The sequence below is a fragment of the Halomonas shantousis genome (assembly GCF_054654615.1).
Genome location: NZ_BAAIER010000002.1, coordinates 659,657 through 676,570, shown reverse-complemented (window position 1 = coordinate 676,570; position 16,914 = coordinate 659,657). Strand labels below are relative to the sequence as shown.

Below are 16,914 nucleotides of genomic sequence, written 5' to 3'. Positions count from 1 at the left end.
CAGGCCGACGATCCGCTCGAAACCCTAAGCGCCGCGCGGGGTCGAGAGCGGATGGATGCGCAGCAGATCCTCGGCCAGCGTGTTCTCGGCGCCGAAGACCTCGGGCGGGTAGTAGCCGCGGTGTCGCTCGACCTCGGCTGCCTCGGCCCTGGCCACGAATTCGAACATGGCGCGCGAGGTTGCGTTGGTCGCGCTGACGGTCGCTTCCAGGGTGGTGACGTGGCGGCAGATGGGACGCGCCAGGATATGCTGGATCATGCGCAGCGCCAGCCTCTGGCCTCGTCCATGCTCATGCACACCGATCTGCCAGAGAAAGTAGGTGTCGGGCTGTTTCGGATGCAGATACCCGGTCACGAAGGCGACCAGCTCATCCCGCTTTTCGGCCACCGCACAGGTCTCGGCGAAGTGGGTGCAATGAAGCAGATTGCAGTACACCGAATTCTCGGCCAGCGGCGGCACTCGACGCACCAGATCATGCAGCCGGGCGCTGTCGTTGACCGTCGGTTGCCTGATTACCACTTCGTCACCGCCATGGCGCAGCGTGGTCATGCTCTCCTCCCTGAGTCCAAGCGACTGGCTCGCTAGCGACGATAGCAGAGGCAATCGGGGATTTCACGGATCGCACCGAGCTGTCGCCAGGCCTCGCTTTACGCCTTCCTCTCCTTTGCTAGCTTGGACAGTGTCCCGTGCAAAAGGAGGCGACTGACATGAAACTTCAGCATCGCATACCCGTTTCCGCTTCAGCTCTTGCCCTGGCTATTGCGTCAACCGCCGCGGTTTCACCGGTCCAGGCCCAGACGGACAATGCGGCCCGCGCTAACAGCGACAACCAGGGACAGGTTCGTCCTCTCAGCGAGTGGAACTACGACGAAGTCTACGAGAAGGGGCGCATTCTGGGTGATCGTCTGCTGGGCGCCGATACCATCGGCAAGAATGGGGACGATATCGGTGACGTCGTCAATGCGGTTCTCGACGAGCAGAACCGGATCGTCGCCCTGATCGCCCAGGTCGGCGGGGTCTGGGACATCGGTGACACTCACGTCATCGTGCCTTGGGATCAGGCCGAGCTGACCGAGGAAGGCGTCCGCATTCCGGTCAATGAGGACAACGTCGAGGATTATCGGCTTTATGGAGAAAATTCGGCCGTTACCCGCGAAGACTTCCAGCAGAAGGCCGCGATAGAGGAAGGCGCCGACACGGGTGAGCGCACTTGGAAGCTCACCGAGCTGCTCAACGATTACTCCAATCTGCAGAACGGCATGGAGTATGGCTACGTCGACAATGTCGTCTTTTCGGAGCAGGGCGAGCTACTGGCCGTGATCGTGATGCCGGCCGGTCCTACCTTCGGTGGTGGCGGAGGCGCGATTGCCTATCCCTTCCATGGTTTCACCTACGGCTGGAGTCCCGGCTACACCTCCTACGAGTTACCCTATACACAGGAGGACGTCACCGGCATGACGACGTTCAACTATGACGAGTTCAACGGCTACTGGGAAGATTCCTGATGTCCTTCCTTCCGCCCCGGTCACGCGGATGGTCGGGGCCTGCCTGCGACCCACTCCCTTCAGATGCCAATGCCAGGTACCCATTCGAGGGGGCTTGAAGCTCATGTTTTGCCATCATGTCGCGACAGGGTCTGAACGACATGGCTTGTAATGGCATTGCCTGTAACGACGTGGCTCAGCGCCGCTCCACCTTCCACCAGGCCGGCAACAGACCCGCGACCTCGGGACGCGCGAAGCGGTCATCGATCAGGTAGACGATGCCGCGATCCTGCTGAGTGCGAATTACCCGCCCCGCGGCCTGCACCACCCTCTGCAGACCGGGATAGAGATAGGTGTAGTCGTATCCCGCCCCGAAGCGCGCCGCCATGCGCTGCTTGAAACACTCATTGACCGGATTGAGCTGCGGCAGACCCAGCGTGGCAATGAAGGCGCCGATCAACCGTTCTCCCGGCAGATCGATCCCCTCGCCGAAGGCGCCCCCCAGCACGGCGAAGCCGATGCCTCGGCCCTCGGGAACGAAGCGTTCGAGAAAGGCCTGGCGCGCCGCCTCGTCCATCCCGCGTGACTGCCGCCACACCGGCACCTCGGGGTGGCAGGCCTGGAACCGCTCGGCCACCTGCTCCAGATAGTCGAAGCTGCTCAGGAAAGTCAGATAATTGCCCGGTTGTTCGGCATACTGGCGGGCCATCAATTCGACGATGGGTGAGAGCGACGCCTCTCGGTGGCGATAACGTGTCGACACATGGCCTGCAATTCGCACCCTGAGCTGCCCGGCGTGGAACGGCGATTCCACCTCGATCCATGGCGTTGCCGCCGGCAGCCCCAACAGGCCGGCATAGTAGTGATGCGGGCCCAGGGTCGCCGAAAACAGCACCGTGGTGCGTGTCGCCTCGAAACGCGGGGTGAGAAAGGTCGCCGGCACCACGTTGCGTAGACATAGTCGCGAGAGCTGCGCGCCACGTCTGCCGGGTCTAAGCGTCATGTCGAACAGTGAGTGCTCGCCGAACAGCTCGGCGACGCGGCAGAAATGCATGGCCTCGAAGTAGAAGTTCTGCAGCGTACCGTCCAGCGCCGCCGGCGCTTCGGCCAGTTCATCGGTGATCGCCGCCACGGCGTGCTGCAGCGCGAACAGCAGCTTGTCGGGCAATGCGTCCAGTACCTGGTAGTCCTGGCCCGGCGCCGCCTCGTCCTGCTGCGCATTCAGCGTTCGCCACTGCCGCAGAACCCGCTCAAGCGGAGCCTTGAGCGCTGCCGATGCGTGACGGCGCGCCGCCTGCAAGGCGCTCTGATCGAGCTCCGCGCTGTACATCCTCCGGGCACGCTCGACCAGATTGTGCGCCTCGTCCACCAGCACCCCGACCCGCCACTGCTGAGCGACGGTCAGCGCATACAGCATGGCGTGGAGATCGAAGAAATGGTTGTAGTCGCCCACCACCACGTCGCTCCAGCGCGCCAGTTCCTGCCCTAGGTAATAGGGGCAGATGTCGTGCTCGAGCGCCACGCCGCGTAGCGCGGCCTGGTCGAGCGTCCCCGTGTTTACCGCCGCCCGACGCGCCGCGGGCAGCCGGTCATAGAAGCCGCGCGCCAGCGGGCAGGCATCGCCGTGGCACGCCTTGTCGGGATGCTCGCAGGCCTTGTCCCGGGCCGTCAGTTCCAGTACCCGCAGCGGCAGCTCGTCGACGCTGTTGCGCAGGGCCGCGAGCGCCTGCAGCGCCAGCCGGCGCCCGGGCGTCTTGGCGGTGAGAAAAAACGCCCGATCGAGCCGCTGTCCGGGCATCGCCTTGAGCAGAGGAAACAGCGTGCCCAACGTCTTGCCGATACCGGTAGGCGCCTGCATCATCAGGCAGCGGCCGGTACTCGCCGCCTTGTAGACCGCCTCGGCCAGCGGCCTCTGCCCTGCCCGGAACGCCGCATGCGGAAAATGCAGTGCCATCAGCGCCGCGTTACGCGCCTCGCGATGGGTAAGTTCCTGCTCGGCCCAGTCAAGGAACCGCGCGCACTGCCGCTCGAAGAACTCCCGTAGCGCCTCGGCGGAGAATACCTCGCTGAGTACCGTTTCCCGCTGAGTGGCGATATCGAAGTAGACCAGCGCCAGGCGCAGCTCCGACAACTCCCGCGCCTGACAGAACAACCAGCCGTAGACCTTGACCTGCGCCCAGTGCAGCGCACGGTGATTGGCGGGCATTCGGTCCAGATCGCCACGGAAGGTCTTGATCTCCTCGAGCTGACCGCGGGATGGATCGAAGCCATCGGCCCGGCCACGCACCTCCAGATGCCGGTAATCGCCGCTGAGCGAGATCTCACGCTGGTAGCCGTCGCCGCGTCGTGCGCTCACCACACCGTGACCGGCGATACCCTCCTGGGCGGTCGGCGATGGCGTGAAGCGCAGATCCAGATCGCCGGCCTTGGCGGTGAATTCGCACAGGGTTCGTACCGCAACGCTATAGCTCAACGAAGCGGCTCCTTGACGACGATTTCCGTCCACTGCACGTAGCACACCTCCACCGGCATGGCATGCTCGGCACAGAACGACAGCCAACGCAGTTGATTGTCCTGCAGACGATCCCCCGGCCCCTTCACCTCGATCATGCGGTAGCGCGGGCCGTCTTCCCGCTCGGGCCAGAACTGGACCAGATCCGGCATGCCGGCACGGTTGGCCTTGACGTCGCGCAGCAACCGCTCGAACCAGAGCCTGAGATGGGAGGCCGGGAAACAGGTCAGTGCCCGTTCGAGCAGCGTCTCGTCGAGCACGCCCCAGTGCACGAAGGGTGACTGCAATCCCCGTTTGGCGATGAAGTGATGACGAATCGTCATCTTGTAGGCTGCCGACTCCAGCTGCGTCAGGCAGGCATCGAACAGCGCCGCCCGGCGCCGGTAAAAATCGGCACGCAGCAGATCCGCAGGTCCGGTATGGAAGGGGTGAAAGAATGCTCCCGGCAACGGTGCGAAGATCGCCTCCCAGCACAACAGGCCGAACAGCGAGTTGATCAGCGTGTTCTCGACGTAGTGCACCGGCCCTTCGGCCTCGTCGAGGTGGTCACGCACGGCGATTTCCACCGACTCGCAGGCTCCCATGCGGGGCAGGGAAAGTTCGATGCGGCTCACTGGCGCCGCCTTGCGGGAGTCCGGCCCGGGAAGCCCCAGCTTGCGATGCAGACGCGGCAGCAGGCGCTGCAGGTGCTGACGCTCGGCGTCGCTCTCCGGGGCCTGTTCGGCCTCGCGAGCCAGGGCGAGCGCGGCATCGAAACGCTCGCAACGCTCGAGCACGCGCAACCGGCGCATGCGCGCACCGGGGTGCGAGCAGCCGGCATACAGGGCAAGCGCCGTTTCCAGCTCCGTGTGGCGCTCGCAATGCTGGCCGAGCTGGAACAGCAGCTTGGCGCGTCGTGACTCGAGCCAGGTGTTATCGCAGGCCACGTCGGGCACCGCCTCGAGAAGCGACTCCAGCGGCTCGCCCGCCTCGAAGCGCTCGCGGCAATGATGCAGGTGCAGGTAGGTATCCACCTCGGCGCGCTGACGAAAGGCCCGCGACTCGGCACTGAACGCGACCGTCTCATAGCGGTAGACGCCCAGATCCGCCAGCACGAAGTCGGACCAGTCCTGGCGCAGATTGCCGAAGAACATCAGCCGCAGGCGATCGCATAGCGCCATCAGCGACAAGGCGTAGACCTCGTCGCCGCTATCCTGCCACCAGGCGGAGAAGCGGCGGGGCTCGGCGTCCTCGTCGTTCAGCCGTGCCAGCAGTTCGGCTTTCCTGAGACTGGCCGCGCCTTTCAAACCGTCACTTGCCTGATTCGCCAGCGCCCTGACCAGCTCGGTCTTGGTGAGCAGCGTGAACAACGTCTCAAGAGACAGCACGGGGTCCATCTCGACCCAGCCCATCGCCAGCAGCGGTTTCACTACCTCCCGTGACGGGCCGATTTCGGCATAGCGCAGCTTGTCGGCGCGAAACAGCGTGCCCTTGCGCATCACCATACGCACCAGCAAGGCTCGGGAGGCGTGGGGAAGGGCGGGAAACTGCGCGATGAACTCGCGCTCGTGCGCCACCAGCAGATCCTCATAACGCGCGCCGACCCAGTCCAGCACGGTCTGGAAGTTGTGGAGATAATAGAAAGGATCGTCGAGCTGCGGGCGTGTCATGGCTGTCACGAATACTGTTCAAACATCCATGGTAGCAATCGTCAGGCCCCGCGCCAACGGCTCTCGCACTGCACGACGTACCGGCAGCGTCAGCGGTTGCCCGCCGGGCGCAGCACCATCTCGCTGCCGCGGATCTCGATGTCGAAGCGATTCAGAAAACTCATGCCCAGCAGCGCGATGTCGCCATCGATGCCGGAATTGATCGAGCCGCGCACGTCGTGTGCCGTCAGCCCACCGAGGCTGATCCGATCGATCTGCGTCAGGTACCCCGGCACGCGCCCATTGGCGGTATTGAAGTGGGCGCCGGCTCCTCGTTCGAGCCCCAGGCGCTCGGCGAGCGCTTCGGGCACGGCGACGTAGCTCGCCCCGGTATCGAGGAGAAACTCCACCGGCTCGCCGTTGATACGGCCGGTGGCGACGAAGTGTCCCGAGACGTTGCGCTGCAGCGTCACCGGTCCTTCACCGCCCTCCTCGCTCTGGATCAGATCCGCGTTGGGGTTGTGGCGCGAATCGAACATGCCCTGAAACCACCAGGCACCGAACCCCAGCAGCAGCACCCAGAACAGGATCAGCATGCCTAGTCCCGTTCGCCGTACCGTCTTCGTGTCGTCGTCCATTGCGCCTCGGCCTGTCTGCAACCGGCTTCTGTCACTTGCCGGGAAGGAGGGAAACCGTGCCTAGAGCATAGACGCCCGCCGCGCAGCGAGACGTTTCTGGAGCGCCATAGCCGACGGCACAGCAGTACACACTTGGGCCCGGCCCTACAGGGTTTCTCCCGCCTGGGCATCGTTGCCCCGCTCCAGGCGGTGGATGGCGCTGTTCCCTTGTTGGGCCAGGGTTTCCAGGCGGTCGATCTGGGCATCCAACTGAGGCAGCGCCTCGCGCCGATAGCGCGAAACCTCGTCGATGGCGGCCAACACGTCACCGAAAGCCTCCTCGAGCTTGTGCATGTCGAGCATTGCCGAGGCGGCACGATTCTGGATCTGCGTCCCCTGGCTGCGCAAGGCCTTGGCAGTACCGGCGATCATATCCGAGGTCGTGGTATTGATGGCCTCGACACGGTCGAGCACCAACCGCTGATTGGCCAAGGCCATGGCCACCGTCACCGCCACGGAGAGCGCCGCGACGGTGACATTGATGGCACGATCCACCCCGCGCATGAGTTCACGGTTGTTGCGGATCACCACTTCCAGCGCCAGCACGCCCTGCTGGCTGACGGTGAGCTGCTGCTGCAGGTCGACGATACGCTGGCGCAGCGGGAAGAGCAGTTCCTCCTCGATGAAGGTGCGCTGGGGATCGCCCTCGCCAAGCCTGGCGGCGCGTGTTTCCAGCCGCTCATCGATCATCCGCCCCAGCGCGATCTGGCGGTGCAGCTCATCCAGCGTGTCACGCAGTGCCTGCTGATCGTCGGAGAGCGTGAGATTGTCGCGACGCAGCATGTCGCGACCGGACTCCAGATCGTGGATGATGGCGTCGATCGCCTCCTGGGCACTCTCGTATTGCCGGAAGTAGCGCTGCATGCGGTTGCCGACACCGGGAATGAAGGCCAGGAGCCGGTCGAGCCCGCCGCTGGAGAGGGAACGCCGGTTGGGATCGAGCTCCTGCATCTGGCCACGCAGCCGGGTCAGCGCCTGGGCCACCGGGCCGCCATCATCGCCTTGATGGGCGAGCTTGCGGATCGGCGTCTTGAGCATCTCGCTCTGATGCGCCGCCTGACGCTGTATCTCGATGCCCATCTCGTCCACGGCCCGGCGCTGCCGCTCCGTCGAGGCATCGGGCTGGGTCAGCAGTTCCTCGACGAAGGCATCGGCCTGGGCGGCGAGATCGCGTTGCTCATCGTGCTCGGTGTCGGAGCTGCGCTCGACACTGTCGGAGACTTCGTCTATCGACGGCAGGGAGAGGCGCTCGCCGGGACCGGTTTCTCGCTCATCGCGCATGAATTTTTCCTCCTTGGTGCCGTATAAGTGCCGCGCCTGCAAGTACCGCTTGCCGTCAGCGACGCTCGCGGCTATAGCGCTCGGCACCGTCGACGAACTGCCGCAGGTCGCGCAGGGCCTGGTCGGCGTTCACCGAGGCCTGGGGCCGGCCGGTCTCGATGCGTGCCATGGCCACGGCGGTATCGTCCAGGGCGGTGAGAGCCGCTTCGTTACGGGCGCTTAGATCGTGCAGATGACGTTCGGTTTCCTCGACCAGCGCCAGCCGCCGCTCGAGCGCCGAGCGCTCGGCCGCTGTCAGCCGCTGCCCTCTGGCCAGCCGCCGCTCGACGAACTCGCGATCCACGCCGGCCACGCCGCCAGCCTGCGAGGCCATGGCGGTGAGATTGTCCACGGCGCCGAGACACACCTCCCGTACCAGGGTCTGCGAGCGCTCGAAAGTCAGTTCGCGGGCGTCGAAGCGTGCCTGCAGCACCTCCAGGACGCGACAATAGCGGCTGTAGAGCCGGTCGGCCTGCACGGCGATATCTGGGCGGCGCACGTCGAGCAACTGCTGCTTGGCGGTGCAGAGCGCCCGGATCACTTGATCGGCATCCACCGGCGGCTGACCGGGATCGAGCGTGGCGACACCGGCCTCGCGGGCTTCACGCTCGAGCTCCGCCCGGCGCCGAGCGGCTTCGGCGCTCTGTCGGGCCTCGAGCCGGCGCTGCTTGCGCGCGTGCCACCAGTGCCGCAGACGTCCCTCCACGGGGCGCTCGACGACGATCGCCACCAGTCCGACGAGCCAGCCGGCCAGGGATGGGCCGAAGCCGCCCCATAGAGAGGTCAGCCACAGCAGCAAGGCAATGAACGGGATCACCAGCCAGTAGCGGATGATCACCTGCAGGCGATTGGGAAAAGGGGTCGGGATGGCGTGTCGCGGACTGATCATGCCGATCAGAAACCAAGGCAGACAGCTGATGAATATCCCGTAGGCAAACCCTTGAAGAAATTCGAGCATAGGAGAAAGGCCTGCCGATTGCGTAGGAGCCCTGATTGTAGAGTAACGCCGCGGCGAGGTTAAAGACGGACAGACGTCATGCGACGACAGCGCCACCTGAACCGCACCTTACGGCGAGCGTCCTGTTGAGCGCGTCCCGTCGAAGAGGTGCACGTTGCCGGTGACGGGAAGCGCGACAGGAAGCGGGAAGGTTGCGGAGAAAAGCTAGCGGGAGGCGGGAATCTCTATCCCCGCCTGCCGACAGGCCTTGGCGAAGCCGGCATCGCCCATCAGCTTGTATCCGCTTACCTGCGCCGAACGGATATTGTCCGTCCCCACCATACGGGCAACCTGTGCCAGACAGGATGCCAGCGTTTCCACGGCATCCGCGCCGTCCGACGTGGCGATGCGAGTGCCGCGCTGCTCCGCGTTCGCGGCAAATCCCGCCTCGCCACGTTCGAGGCGGACCTCGACATCGCCCCCCTCCGCGGCGGTAACCTCCAGTCTCGTTGTCTGCACTTCCATTGCGTCGTTCATGACAGCCTCGTACCGCCCTTTTCGGACCGACTCACTTCGCCAGTTGGGGATCGAGCGTGTAGGTCCCCACCACACTGGCCTGCGCCAGGACATGGCCCTGCATCGCCTCACGGGCCTGATCGCCGGTGAACTCCCCGTCCAGCCCCAGCGTCTCGACATCGAGGGCGTAGAGGATGAAATGATAATGGTGCAGACGCTCGTCGTTCCACGGCGGACAGGGCCCGTCGTAGCCGCCGTAGACGCCTTCCAGGTCGGGGTCGCCGGCGAAGAAATCCGTGTAGCTATTGATGCCGCGTAGCCCCTTGGGCGTCCTGCCCGGCGCCTTGCCCTTGGCCACGACGCCGTCGGCGTCCTCGCCCTCGTCGATCTGACGCACATCGGCGGGAATGTCGACCAGCACCCAGTGATAGAAGTCCACGCGCGGCAGATCCCGCGGCACCGTCTTGCCCTCCTGGTTCACGTCGGTGGGGTCGGAAGGCACATCGGGATCGATCACCAGTAACGCGAAACTGCGGGTATCCTCGGGCACGAAATCCCACACCACCTGAGGATTGCGATTGTCGCTGAAGCGAAAATGCTGCTCGGCATCCGGCACGGCAAAGGCATACTGTCCGGGAATCGGCTGATCCTGATTGATGCCTTCGATAAACAGACGCATCGTCACTTCGTCTTCGGCCATCTTCGTCTCCTTGTGAGTTGCTCCACTCTATCCATCCTATAGCCTAGCCCATGATAGGCGGGACACGAACCCGACATGCACAGGCGTTGGGCCGCAGAACGAGCGGTGCTAAAGTCGCGCTTTTTATCCGTCGCAGGATGGCGTCGGGCTCCGCTGCCCCTGGACATCTGCAGATCGGCACGTGCCGCCACAGGGTAGACAGGCCACGCTGCCCAAAGGCCACAATCACGAGGCGCAGGACTTTTCGAGGTTCACATGACAGACAGTTCGACACCCGCCACTCCCGTTACCGTCGATCATCGGACGCCTGCGCAACTCGGCTTTCGCATGCCAGCCGAGTTCGCTCCGCATGACGCCTGCTGGATGCTGTGGCCGCAGCGGCCCGATAACTGGCGCTACGGCGCCAAGCCGGCACAGCGCGCCTTCGTCAAGGTTGCCACGGCCATCGCCGAGAGCGAGACCGTCTTCGTCGGCGTCAACGACGAGCAGTACGAGAACGCCCGTCATCAGCTTCCCGAGCATATCCGCGTGGTCGAACTGTCGAGCAACGATGCCTGGATGCGTGACGTGGGGCCGACCTTCCTGACTCATCCGGATGGCCGGCTGGCGATGGTCGACTGGGATTTCAATGCCTGGGGCGGGCTCAAGGGCGGGCTCTATTTCCCCTGGGACAAGGACCGGCGCATCCGGCGCAAGATCGCCGAAATGCTGGGTGTGCCCTGCTTCGCCGCGCCCATGGTGCTCGAGGGGGGTGCCATTCACGTCGACGGCGAGGGCACGCTGATCACCACCGAGGAGTGCCTGCTCAACCCCAACCGCAACCCGGACATGGATCGCGCCACCATGGAGCGGCTGCTGGGGGAATATCTGGGCATCGAGAAGGTGATCTGGCTGGCCAACGGCTGCTACCTGGACGAAACCGACGGTCACGTCGACAACTTGTGCTGCTTCATCGCCCCCGGCGTCGTCGCCCTGACCTGGACGGAAGACGAAAACGATCCGCAGTATGCCATCTCGCGGGCGGCGCTCGACGTGCTCGAGCGCTCCACCGACGCCCGCGGGCGCGACTTCAAGGTCCACAAGCTGCTCCAGCCGGGGCCGCTGCATATCGAGGAGGAGGAGGCCAGCGGCGTCGATCGGCTCAACAGCTCGCGGCCCCGCCAGCCCGGCGATCGCATGGCCGCCTCCTACGTCAATTTCTATATCGCCAATACGGTGATCGTCATGCCGCTGCTCGATCCCAAGTACGACGCCCCGGCCCGGACGCTCCTGGCCGACCTGTTTCCGGGTCGCCGTGTCATCGGTGTCGATGCCCGGGAGATCCTTCTCGGCGGGGGCAACATTCATTGCATCACCCAGCAGCAGCCGCGCCCCTGATTCCCGGCCCGCTTGGCTGCCTCTCCGACGGCCCTCTACGCTGTGAGGACATTATGCAAGGACAGGAGGCTGCTATGTCAGCGTTGCGTCTGGGAATCCTGGTTACCGTGCTGGGGCTGTCCGGGTGCGGTACCGGTACCACCGAACGAGCCACCAGTGGCGCAGGAGTCGGGGCGGCCACGGGTGCGGGTGTCGCGGCCGTCACCGATACCGGCTTGCTCACCGGGGCGGCCATGGGGGCAGCGGTAGGTGCTGCCACCGGGGCCCTCACCGATGAGGACACGGTCAATCTCGAGGAGTTCGACCTTACCGATTAAGAGCTTGTAAGAGCTTGCCGGTAACCTTGATGTCTCCCGCTCTTCAGCGGCAGAAGCCGAAGCCGCGCATGCCCAGATGAAAGTGATTGGCATGGGCGGCATTGTAATCCGGCCCCAGGGTCGTGCCGAAAAACTCGCAGGCACCGTCATGCGCCTGATGCAGAAAGTCGCCGGCTGGCCCTTCCCGCTCCCAGTCCCTGAGTACGTTGATGCGCCGACCGTCCTCCAGGCGAAAGGCGGCGATATCGAGCGCCTCTGCGCTGGCGTGCTCACTTCGACGAGCATTCTGACGGTGATAGATGTTGCGACAGGCAAAGGAGCCATAGTGATCCACCCGGGCCACCGGTTGGTCGAAATACCGCTCGGCTGCCGGCTGAAGCCGGTGGCGCTCGAACATCAGCCAGGCCACCGCCAGGGGGCAGGTCGCCACGAAGCTTGAATTGAAACTCACCCCGGCCCGATGAAGGCGCACCACATTTTCCAGCGGGCACCCCGCCACCGGCGTGTGGTCGGCCAGCACGGTATAGCGCAGCGTCTCTTCCGGCGCGTTCGCCAGTACCGCCAGGCAGCCCTCGCGATCCTCCTTCAGCTGTTTCAGTTTCCACTTCGTCAGCGGCGTCGGCGGGTCACCGATCGCCAGCGGTGCCCAGGGGTTCCACTCGTCGGGAATGCTCCACCACTGCTTGTCGAAACCGACCCCGATCGCGATGAGCACCAGCCAGAACGCCATCCAGAAACGCTTCATGGTCACTCTTTGGAGGAAGTGGGCGTGCAATGAAAAAGCATGGGTAACGAGAAAGGCCGTCAGGTACCCGGCCCGCACTCCATGCAAGGGTCGACCAGCGCCGACTCGAGCCGCAGGCGACTGCCCAGATCGCGCAGTACCGTACGCAGCCCTTCCTCGAGCGTGGGGTGATAGAACGGCATGCGCAGTATCTGTGTCACGGTCATGCGCTGCTGACAGGCCCAGGCCAGCAGATGGCCGAGATGCTCGGCATCAGGGCCGAGAATCTCGGCGCCGAGCAGCAGCCCGGAACCGTACTCGCCATAGACGCGCATTCTCCCGCGGTTGACGTTCATGACACGCGCTCGGCCCTGATCCTCGAAAGAGATTTCGGCACAGGCAAATCCCCCCCGATCACCGTAACGCTGCTGAACCTCGGCATGGCCAAGCCCGGCCCTGGCGATCTGCGGCTCGCAGAACACCACACTCAGCGGTACACGCCGATGCCCCGCGCGAATATGGGGGAAGCGCCCGGCATTGTCGCCGGCGATGCGCCCTTCGTCGGTCGCCTCGTGAAGCAGCGGCTCCCCCTGGTCGGCGTCGCCGGCAATGAAGAAACACTCCGCGTCTCCCTCGCCCTGGCACTGCATCGTGAAGCGGTCATAGGCCGGCACCCCCTTGTCATCCAGGTCGAGACAGGTATTTTCCAGCCCGAGCCGGTCGAGGTTGGATTGGCGTCCGGTAGCAACCAGCAGATAGTCGAACGCCTCCCGGAGCACGTCACCGGAGCCGCGCTCGCGGAAGGTGATCACGATCCGTTCGCCCTGACGAGAGATGTCCTGAACGTCGACCTGCGGATCGAGTGGGAACTCCCGGTTGAAGACGCGGCAGGCTTCGTCGCGAACGACGGGATCCGTCAGCCCGCCCAACCCGCCGCTGCGCCCGAACACGCGCAGCCGCACGTTCAGGCGTGCCAGCGCCTGACCGAGCTCGAGCCCCGTCACGCCAGGCCCGAACACGGCCACCGATTCGGGTAGCGTCTCCCATTCGAACAGGGTGTCGCTGGTCACCAGCCGGTCGCCGGCGGCCTTGAAGATGTCCGGCACCTTGGGACGTGAACCGCAGGCGATGACCACACGCTCGAAACGTACACGCGTATGGTCACCGACGAGCAGCGACCGTGAATTCTCGAAGCGAGCCGGCCCCTGGAGCTTGTCCTCGGCGGGCAGCTGTTCCACTGAGCTCAGGACGGAATTCAGGAAACTCGCGCGCTCGTGGTGGACGCGAGCCATCACGGCCCGGCCATCGACGCTCACGCCAGCGCCGAGACGGCCACCGAAGACCTCGACGTGTCTGGCGTCGTGAATGGCATTGGCAGCGGCGATCAGCAGCTTGCTGGGCATGCAGCCGGTTCGAGCACAAGTGGTACCGTAAGAGCCACCCTCTATCAGCATGACCGATCGCGTACGTGCCTTGGCAGCACGATAGGCTGCCAGTCCCGCACTGCCGGCTCCGATGATGGCCACCTCGGCCTCGCGCTCCTCCATTGCGATTCCTCCTTGTCTGACAATCAAGCTGTCGCTGGCATGTCATGCCAGGCCACCCCTCATCAGCCTAGGCAGTGGCGACAGAACAGGCGACCGCAGTCAGACCAGCAGCGTCACCAGCAGGGCGATGGCGCCAACGATCAGCGCGCAGCTCACGGAGACCACGACCAAGGCGTCGAGCAAACGATCCAACGCCTGTGGCTGACGCAGCCACTGCATGACGGAGGGCTTGGATGAGGGACGCCGGGTAGCGCCATGATGTCGGGAGGGTTTCACCGGCACGGTCGGACTCCACCGGATGGCAGCAGGTAATACCCGAACATTAAGAGGTTCGCGACCATTTCACCAGCACTGCTGTCAACGCAACGTGATCCCGGCCACCCGACGCGACGTCACGGGTGGCCGGTCTCGGCTCAATGCTGATTGTTGATGCGGCGATTGACGACATCCGGAGCGCGCCGGATCCGGTCGTCTTCGGCCATCATCTCCGCTTCGAAGGGATCCGCCCCGACAGGAGTCTCGTCATGCTTGCGATACAGCGCAGCCAGCATCGCCCTGCGGTCTTCTTTCAGCTCCTTGATGAGAATGTAGACCATGCCGTACAGGATAAACGTGAATGGCAGCGCCGAGAGTACGGCGGCGGACTGCAGCCCCTTCAAGCCACCGGCGATGATCAGCGTCAGGCAGATCCCCGCGATCAATAGCCCCCAGGTGATGCGCTTGTAAAGCGGTGGGTTGAGTGAGCCGTTATCGGTCATCTGCGAGACGATGTAGGTCGCCGAATCCGCCGAGGTGACCAGAAAGATGAAGATCAGGCAGATCGCCACCACCGACAGGATGCCGCTGAAGGGCATCAGGTCGAACATCTCGAACAACGCCACGGTAATGTTTTCTTCGGTGGCCGCGGCCAGCCCGACATCGCCGTTGAGCTCCATGTTCAGCGCCGCGCCCCCGAAAACGCCGATCCACAGGCAGGCCAGAAGCGGCGGCACGATGAGCACACCGAAGACATACTCCTTGATGGTGCGCCCACGCGACACGCGCGCCACGAAGGTGCCGACGAACGGAGACCAGGCGATGACCCAGGCCCAGTAGAAGATCGTCCAGTCGGTTGCCCATTCGCTGCCGCTGTACGGCGCCACGCGCAGACTCATGCCGATGAAGTTCTGCAGATAGTCGCCGATGCCCAGCGTGATGGTTTCGAGAATGGCCACGGTCGAACCGCTGAACAGCACGTACAGCATCAGCCCGAGGCATAGCGCCATGTTGAGATTGGAGAGGCGTTTGATGCCCTTGTCGAGACCCGACCAGGTGGACAGCATGTAACAGCAGAACATCGCACCCATGATGATGAACTGCCACAACATGCCTTCGGGCACGCCGAATACGGCATGCAGCCCACCGTTGATCTGCAGCACCGCCAGGCCGATCGAGGTGGCGACGCCCATCACCGTGGCCACCACGGCGAACACGTCCAGCGCAGTGCCGATCTCGCGACTGCGCGGCAGCCTGGCCGCCACCGGTGACAACACCACCGACACCAGACCCGCCTGGCCCTTGCGAAACTGGAAATAGGCGATGATCAACCCCACCAGGGCGAAGGCCGCCCACTGATGAATCCCCCAGTTGAAAAAACTGTACTGGATGGCGTAGCGCGCCGCCTCCTCGGTCTCGCCGGGCATATCGGCGAAAGGCGGGTTCAAGTAATGGGTCATGGGCTCGGCCATGCCGTAGAACACCAGCCCCACGCCGAAACCGGCGGCCAGCAGCATGCTGACCCAGGAAAAGAAGCTGTAGCTCGGCTTGCTGTCCTGGGGGCCGAGGCGGATCTTGCCGTACTTGCTGAACGCCAGCCCGACCAGAAACAGCACGAAGCCGAACACGGAAAACAGATAAAACCAGCCGAAGTAGTGCGAGATGCCCGTCAGGGCGGAAGACGCCACGCTTCCGAATCGATCCGGAAATGCCGCGCCCAATGCCACCAGCACGGCAATGATTGCAGCGGCAATGATAAATACACGATGCCGTCCATTGTTGGCGTTGACCATATGCGAGTCCTCTGGGTGTTCCTTCACTCAGTGCTATTTTTCGCTTGCTATCTAACACTCTAGACCGAAAGGCTGCGGCAAAGCGAAAACACGAAAGATAGAATCTTCTAAGCTGAAGACAAGCCTTCTAACGATGTACGGTTCTGCATGCCCTTGCCGAAAATTTCTGCGATTGCCTCCGCCCGAGCCTGGCTCGACCGTCTGGACAGGTCGCGTCATGCGTTGTTGTTGCTGTTCGTGGCCTCGATGATGGAGACCTTGGTGGTCCCGATTCCCATCGAGGTCATCCTGATTCCCTGGATGCTCTGCCATCCCGATCGCAAGTGGACCATCGCCAGCGTCGCGCTGGCCGGCAACCTGACCGCCGCGATGATCGGCTACTACCTGGGCGCCTTCGCCATGGCCCAGTGGGGCGACGCGCTGATCAATTTCTTCGGCGATCAAGCGACGTACAACAGTTTCCAGAGCCGTTTCCAGCAGGACGGCTTCACGGCCATCCTGGCCATCGGCCTCGTGCCGGTGCCCTTTCAGATCGCCATGCTCGCGGCCGGCGCCAGCAGCTATCCCATCGTGATGTTCCTGCTGGCCGCCATGCTGGGGCGAGGCATTCGCTATTATGGCCTGGCCCTGCTCGTTGCCCTGATGGGCAATGCGGCTCTGCAGCTCTGGAAGCGCCATTCCAGGCCGCTGGGTGCGGTCGGCGTGATGCTGTTCGGAATCTGGCTGTGGCTGCAGGTGACCCCCTGATCCGGCCGCTCGCCCTCCCTTGCCAGGCGGCTCCTGGTCCCCTAGAGTTAGAACGTTATCTTATAACGCTACCAAGCGAGACTCTCGAGGAGACGACATGAAAGCGGACATTCACCCCGCATACCGGACGGTGATCTTTCACGACACCAACGCTGACGTGCATTTCAAGGTTCGCTCGACGATTCAGTCCAACGAGACCATCGAATGGGAAGATGGCAACACCTATCCGCTGGTACGTCTGGATATTTCTTCGGCATCGCATCCGTTCTATACCGGGAAGCAGCGCCAGGCCAGCAGTGAAGGCCGCGCGGCGCAGTTCCAGCGCCGCTTCGGGAATTTCGGCACTCGCCGCAGCTAAGCCTTGCAATGAACGCCGGCTT

17 protein-coding genes are annotated in these 16,914 nt (G+C 64.0%); 5 read left to right on the top strand and 12 right to left on the bottom strand.

The genetic code is table 11. The features are described 5' to 3' along the window. Positions 1-24 precede the first annotated feature (24 nt). A complete protein-coding gene (gene ectA, locus ACYQ12_RS03840) occupies positions 25-549 on the bottom strand; it encodes a diaminobutyrate acetyltransferase (RefSeq protein ID WP_459867960.1) in 525 nt (174 codons plus the stop codon). 158 nt (positions 550-707) lie between these two features. Here ectA and ACYQ12_RS03835 point away from each other — a divergent pair, with 158 nt between their 5' ends. Beyond that, positions 708-1,505: a PRC-barrel domain-containing protein gene (locus ACYQ12_RS03835; RefSeq protein ID WP_459867957.1), complete on the top strand. Its 798-nt coding sequence runs from the start codon at positions 708-710 to the stop codon at positions 1,503-1,505. Positions 1,506-1,680: 175 nt separating this feature from the next. Here ACYQ12_RS03835 and ACYQ12_RS03830 read toward each other — a convergent pair whose 3' ends face one another. The 7 genes from ACYQ12_RS03830 to ACYQ12_RS03800 all read right to left on the bottom strand — a co-directional run bounded on the left by ACYQ12_RS03830 (position 1,681) and on the right by ACYQ12_RS03800 (position 9,774). Beyond that, on the bottom strand, positions 1,681-3,957 hold the full coding sequence (locus ACYQ12_RS03830; RefSeq protein WP_459867954.1) for an ATP-dependent DNA helicase: 2,277 nt from the start codon (positions 3,955-3,957) through the stop codon (positions 1,681-1,683). Beyond that, a complete protein-coding gene (locus tag ACYQ12_RS03825) occupies positions 3,954-5,645 on the bottom strand; it encodes a VRR-NUC domain-containing protein (protein ID WP_459867951.1) in 1,692 nt (563 codons plus the stop codon). The genes ACYQ12_RS03830 and ACYQ12_RS03825 overlap by 4 nt, the downstream gene beginning before the upstream one ends. A gap of 89 nt (positions 5,646-5,734) precedes the next feature. Next, positions 5,735-6,262, bottom strand: a complete 528-nt coding sequence (locus ACYQ12_RS03820; RefSeq protein ID WP_459867948.1) for a retropepsin-like aspartic protease family protein — start codon at positions 6,260-6,262, stop codon at positions 5,735-5,737. 144 nt (positions 6,263-6,406) lie between these two features. Further along, entirely contained in the window at positions 6,407-7,582 is a 1,176-nt protein-coding gene (locus ACYQ12_RS03815) for a toxic anion resistance protein (protein WP_459867945.1), read from the bottom strand. Positions 7,583-7,637: 55 nt separating this feature from the next. Then, a complete protein-coding gene (locus ACYQ12_RS03810; RefSeq protein WP_459867942.1) occupies positions 7,638-8,579 on the bottom strand; it encodes a cobyrinic acid a,c-diamide synthase in 942 nt (313 codons plus the stop codon). A 204-nt stretch (positions 8,580-8,783) separates the two neighbouring features. Then, positions 8,784-9,095: a hypothetical protein gene (locus ACYQ12_RS03805; protein ID WP_459867939.1), complete on the bottom strand. Its 312-nt coding sequence runs from the start codon at positions 9,093-9,095 to the stop codon at positions 8,784-8,786. Positions 9,096-9,126: 31 nt separating this feature from the next. Further along, positions 9,127-9,774 (bottom strand): YbhB/YbcL family Raf kinase inhibitor-like protein, encoded by a 648-nt coding sequence (locus ACYQ12_RS03800; RefSeq protein ID WP_459867937.1) that lies wholly within the window; start codon positions 9,772-9,774, stop codon positions 9,127-9,129. A 255-nt stretch (positions 9,775-10,029) separates the two neighbouring features. Between ACYQ12_RS03800 and aguA the strand changes: the two genes are divergently transcribed. Both aguA and ACYQ12_RS03790 read left to right on the top strand, forming a co-directional pair. After that, positions 10,030-11,151, top strand: coding sequence for an agmatine deiminase (aguA, locus tag ACYQ12_RS03795; RefSeq protein ID WP_459867934.1), 1,122 nt, complete (start codon positions 10,030-10,032; stop codon positions 11,149-11,151). Between the two features lie 74 nt (positions 11,152-11,225). Further along, the gene (locus tag ACYQ12_RS03790; protein WP_459867931.1) at positions 11,226-11,468 is read left to right on the top strand and encodes a YMGG-like glycine zipper-containing protein; all 243 of its coding nucleotides are present in this window, start codon (positions 11,226-11,228) and stop codon (positions 11,466-11,468) included. Positions 11,469-11,511: 43 nt separating this feature from the next. On the opposite strand, the gene ACYQ12_RS03785 is transcribed toward ACYQ12_RS03790, so the two are convergent. From ACYQ12_RS03785 to ACYQ12_RS03770, 4 genes are all read right to left on the bottom strand, one after another. Beyond that, entirely contained in the window at positions 11,512-12,213 is a 702-nt protein-coding gene (locus ACYQ12_RS03785; protein ID WP_459867928.1) for an extensin-like domain-containing protein, read from the bottom strand. 59 nt (positions 12,214-12,272) lie between these two features. Beyond that, positions 12,273-13,739, bottom strand: a complete 1,467-nt coding sequence (locus tag ACYQ12_RS03780; RefSeq protein ID WP_459867925.1) for a dihydrolipoyl dehydrogenase — start codon at positions 13,737-13,739, stop codon at positions 12,273-12,275. Between the two features lie 99 nt (positions 13,740-13,838). Then, the gene (locus ACYQ12_RS03775) at positions 13,839-14,021 is read right to left on the bottom strand and encodes a hypothetical protein (RefSeq protein WP_459867922.1); all 183 of its coding nucleotides are present in this window, start codon (positions 14,019-14,021) and stop codon (positions 13,839-13,841) included. A 131-nt stretch (positions 14,022-14,152) separates the two neighbouring features. Further along, positions 14,153-15,787 (bottom strand): BCCT family transporter, encoded by a 1,635-nt coding sequence (locus tag ACYQ12_RS03770; RefSeq protein ID WP_459867919.1) that lies wholly within the window; start codon positions 15,785-15,787, stop codon positions 14,153-14,155. Between the two features lie 147 nt (positions 15,788-15,934). Between ACYQ12_RS03770 and ACYQ12_RS03765 the strand changes: the two genes are divergently transcribed. After that, positions 15,935-16,534, top strand: a complete 600-nt coding sequence (locus ACYQ12_RS03765; protein ID WP_459867916.1) for a YqaA family protein — start codon at positions 15,935-15,937, stop codon at positions 16,532-16,534. A gap of 97 nt (positions 16,535-16,631) precedes the next feature. After that, a complete protein-coding gene (locus tag ACYQ12_RS03760) occupies positions 16,632-16,892 on the top strand; it encodes a type B 50S ribosomal protein L31 (protein ID WP_459867913.1) in 261 nt (86 codons plus the stop codon). Positions 16,893-16,914 lie beyond the last annotated feature (22 nt).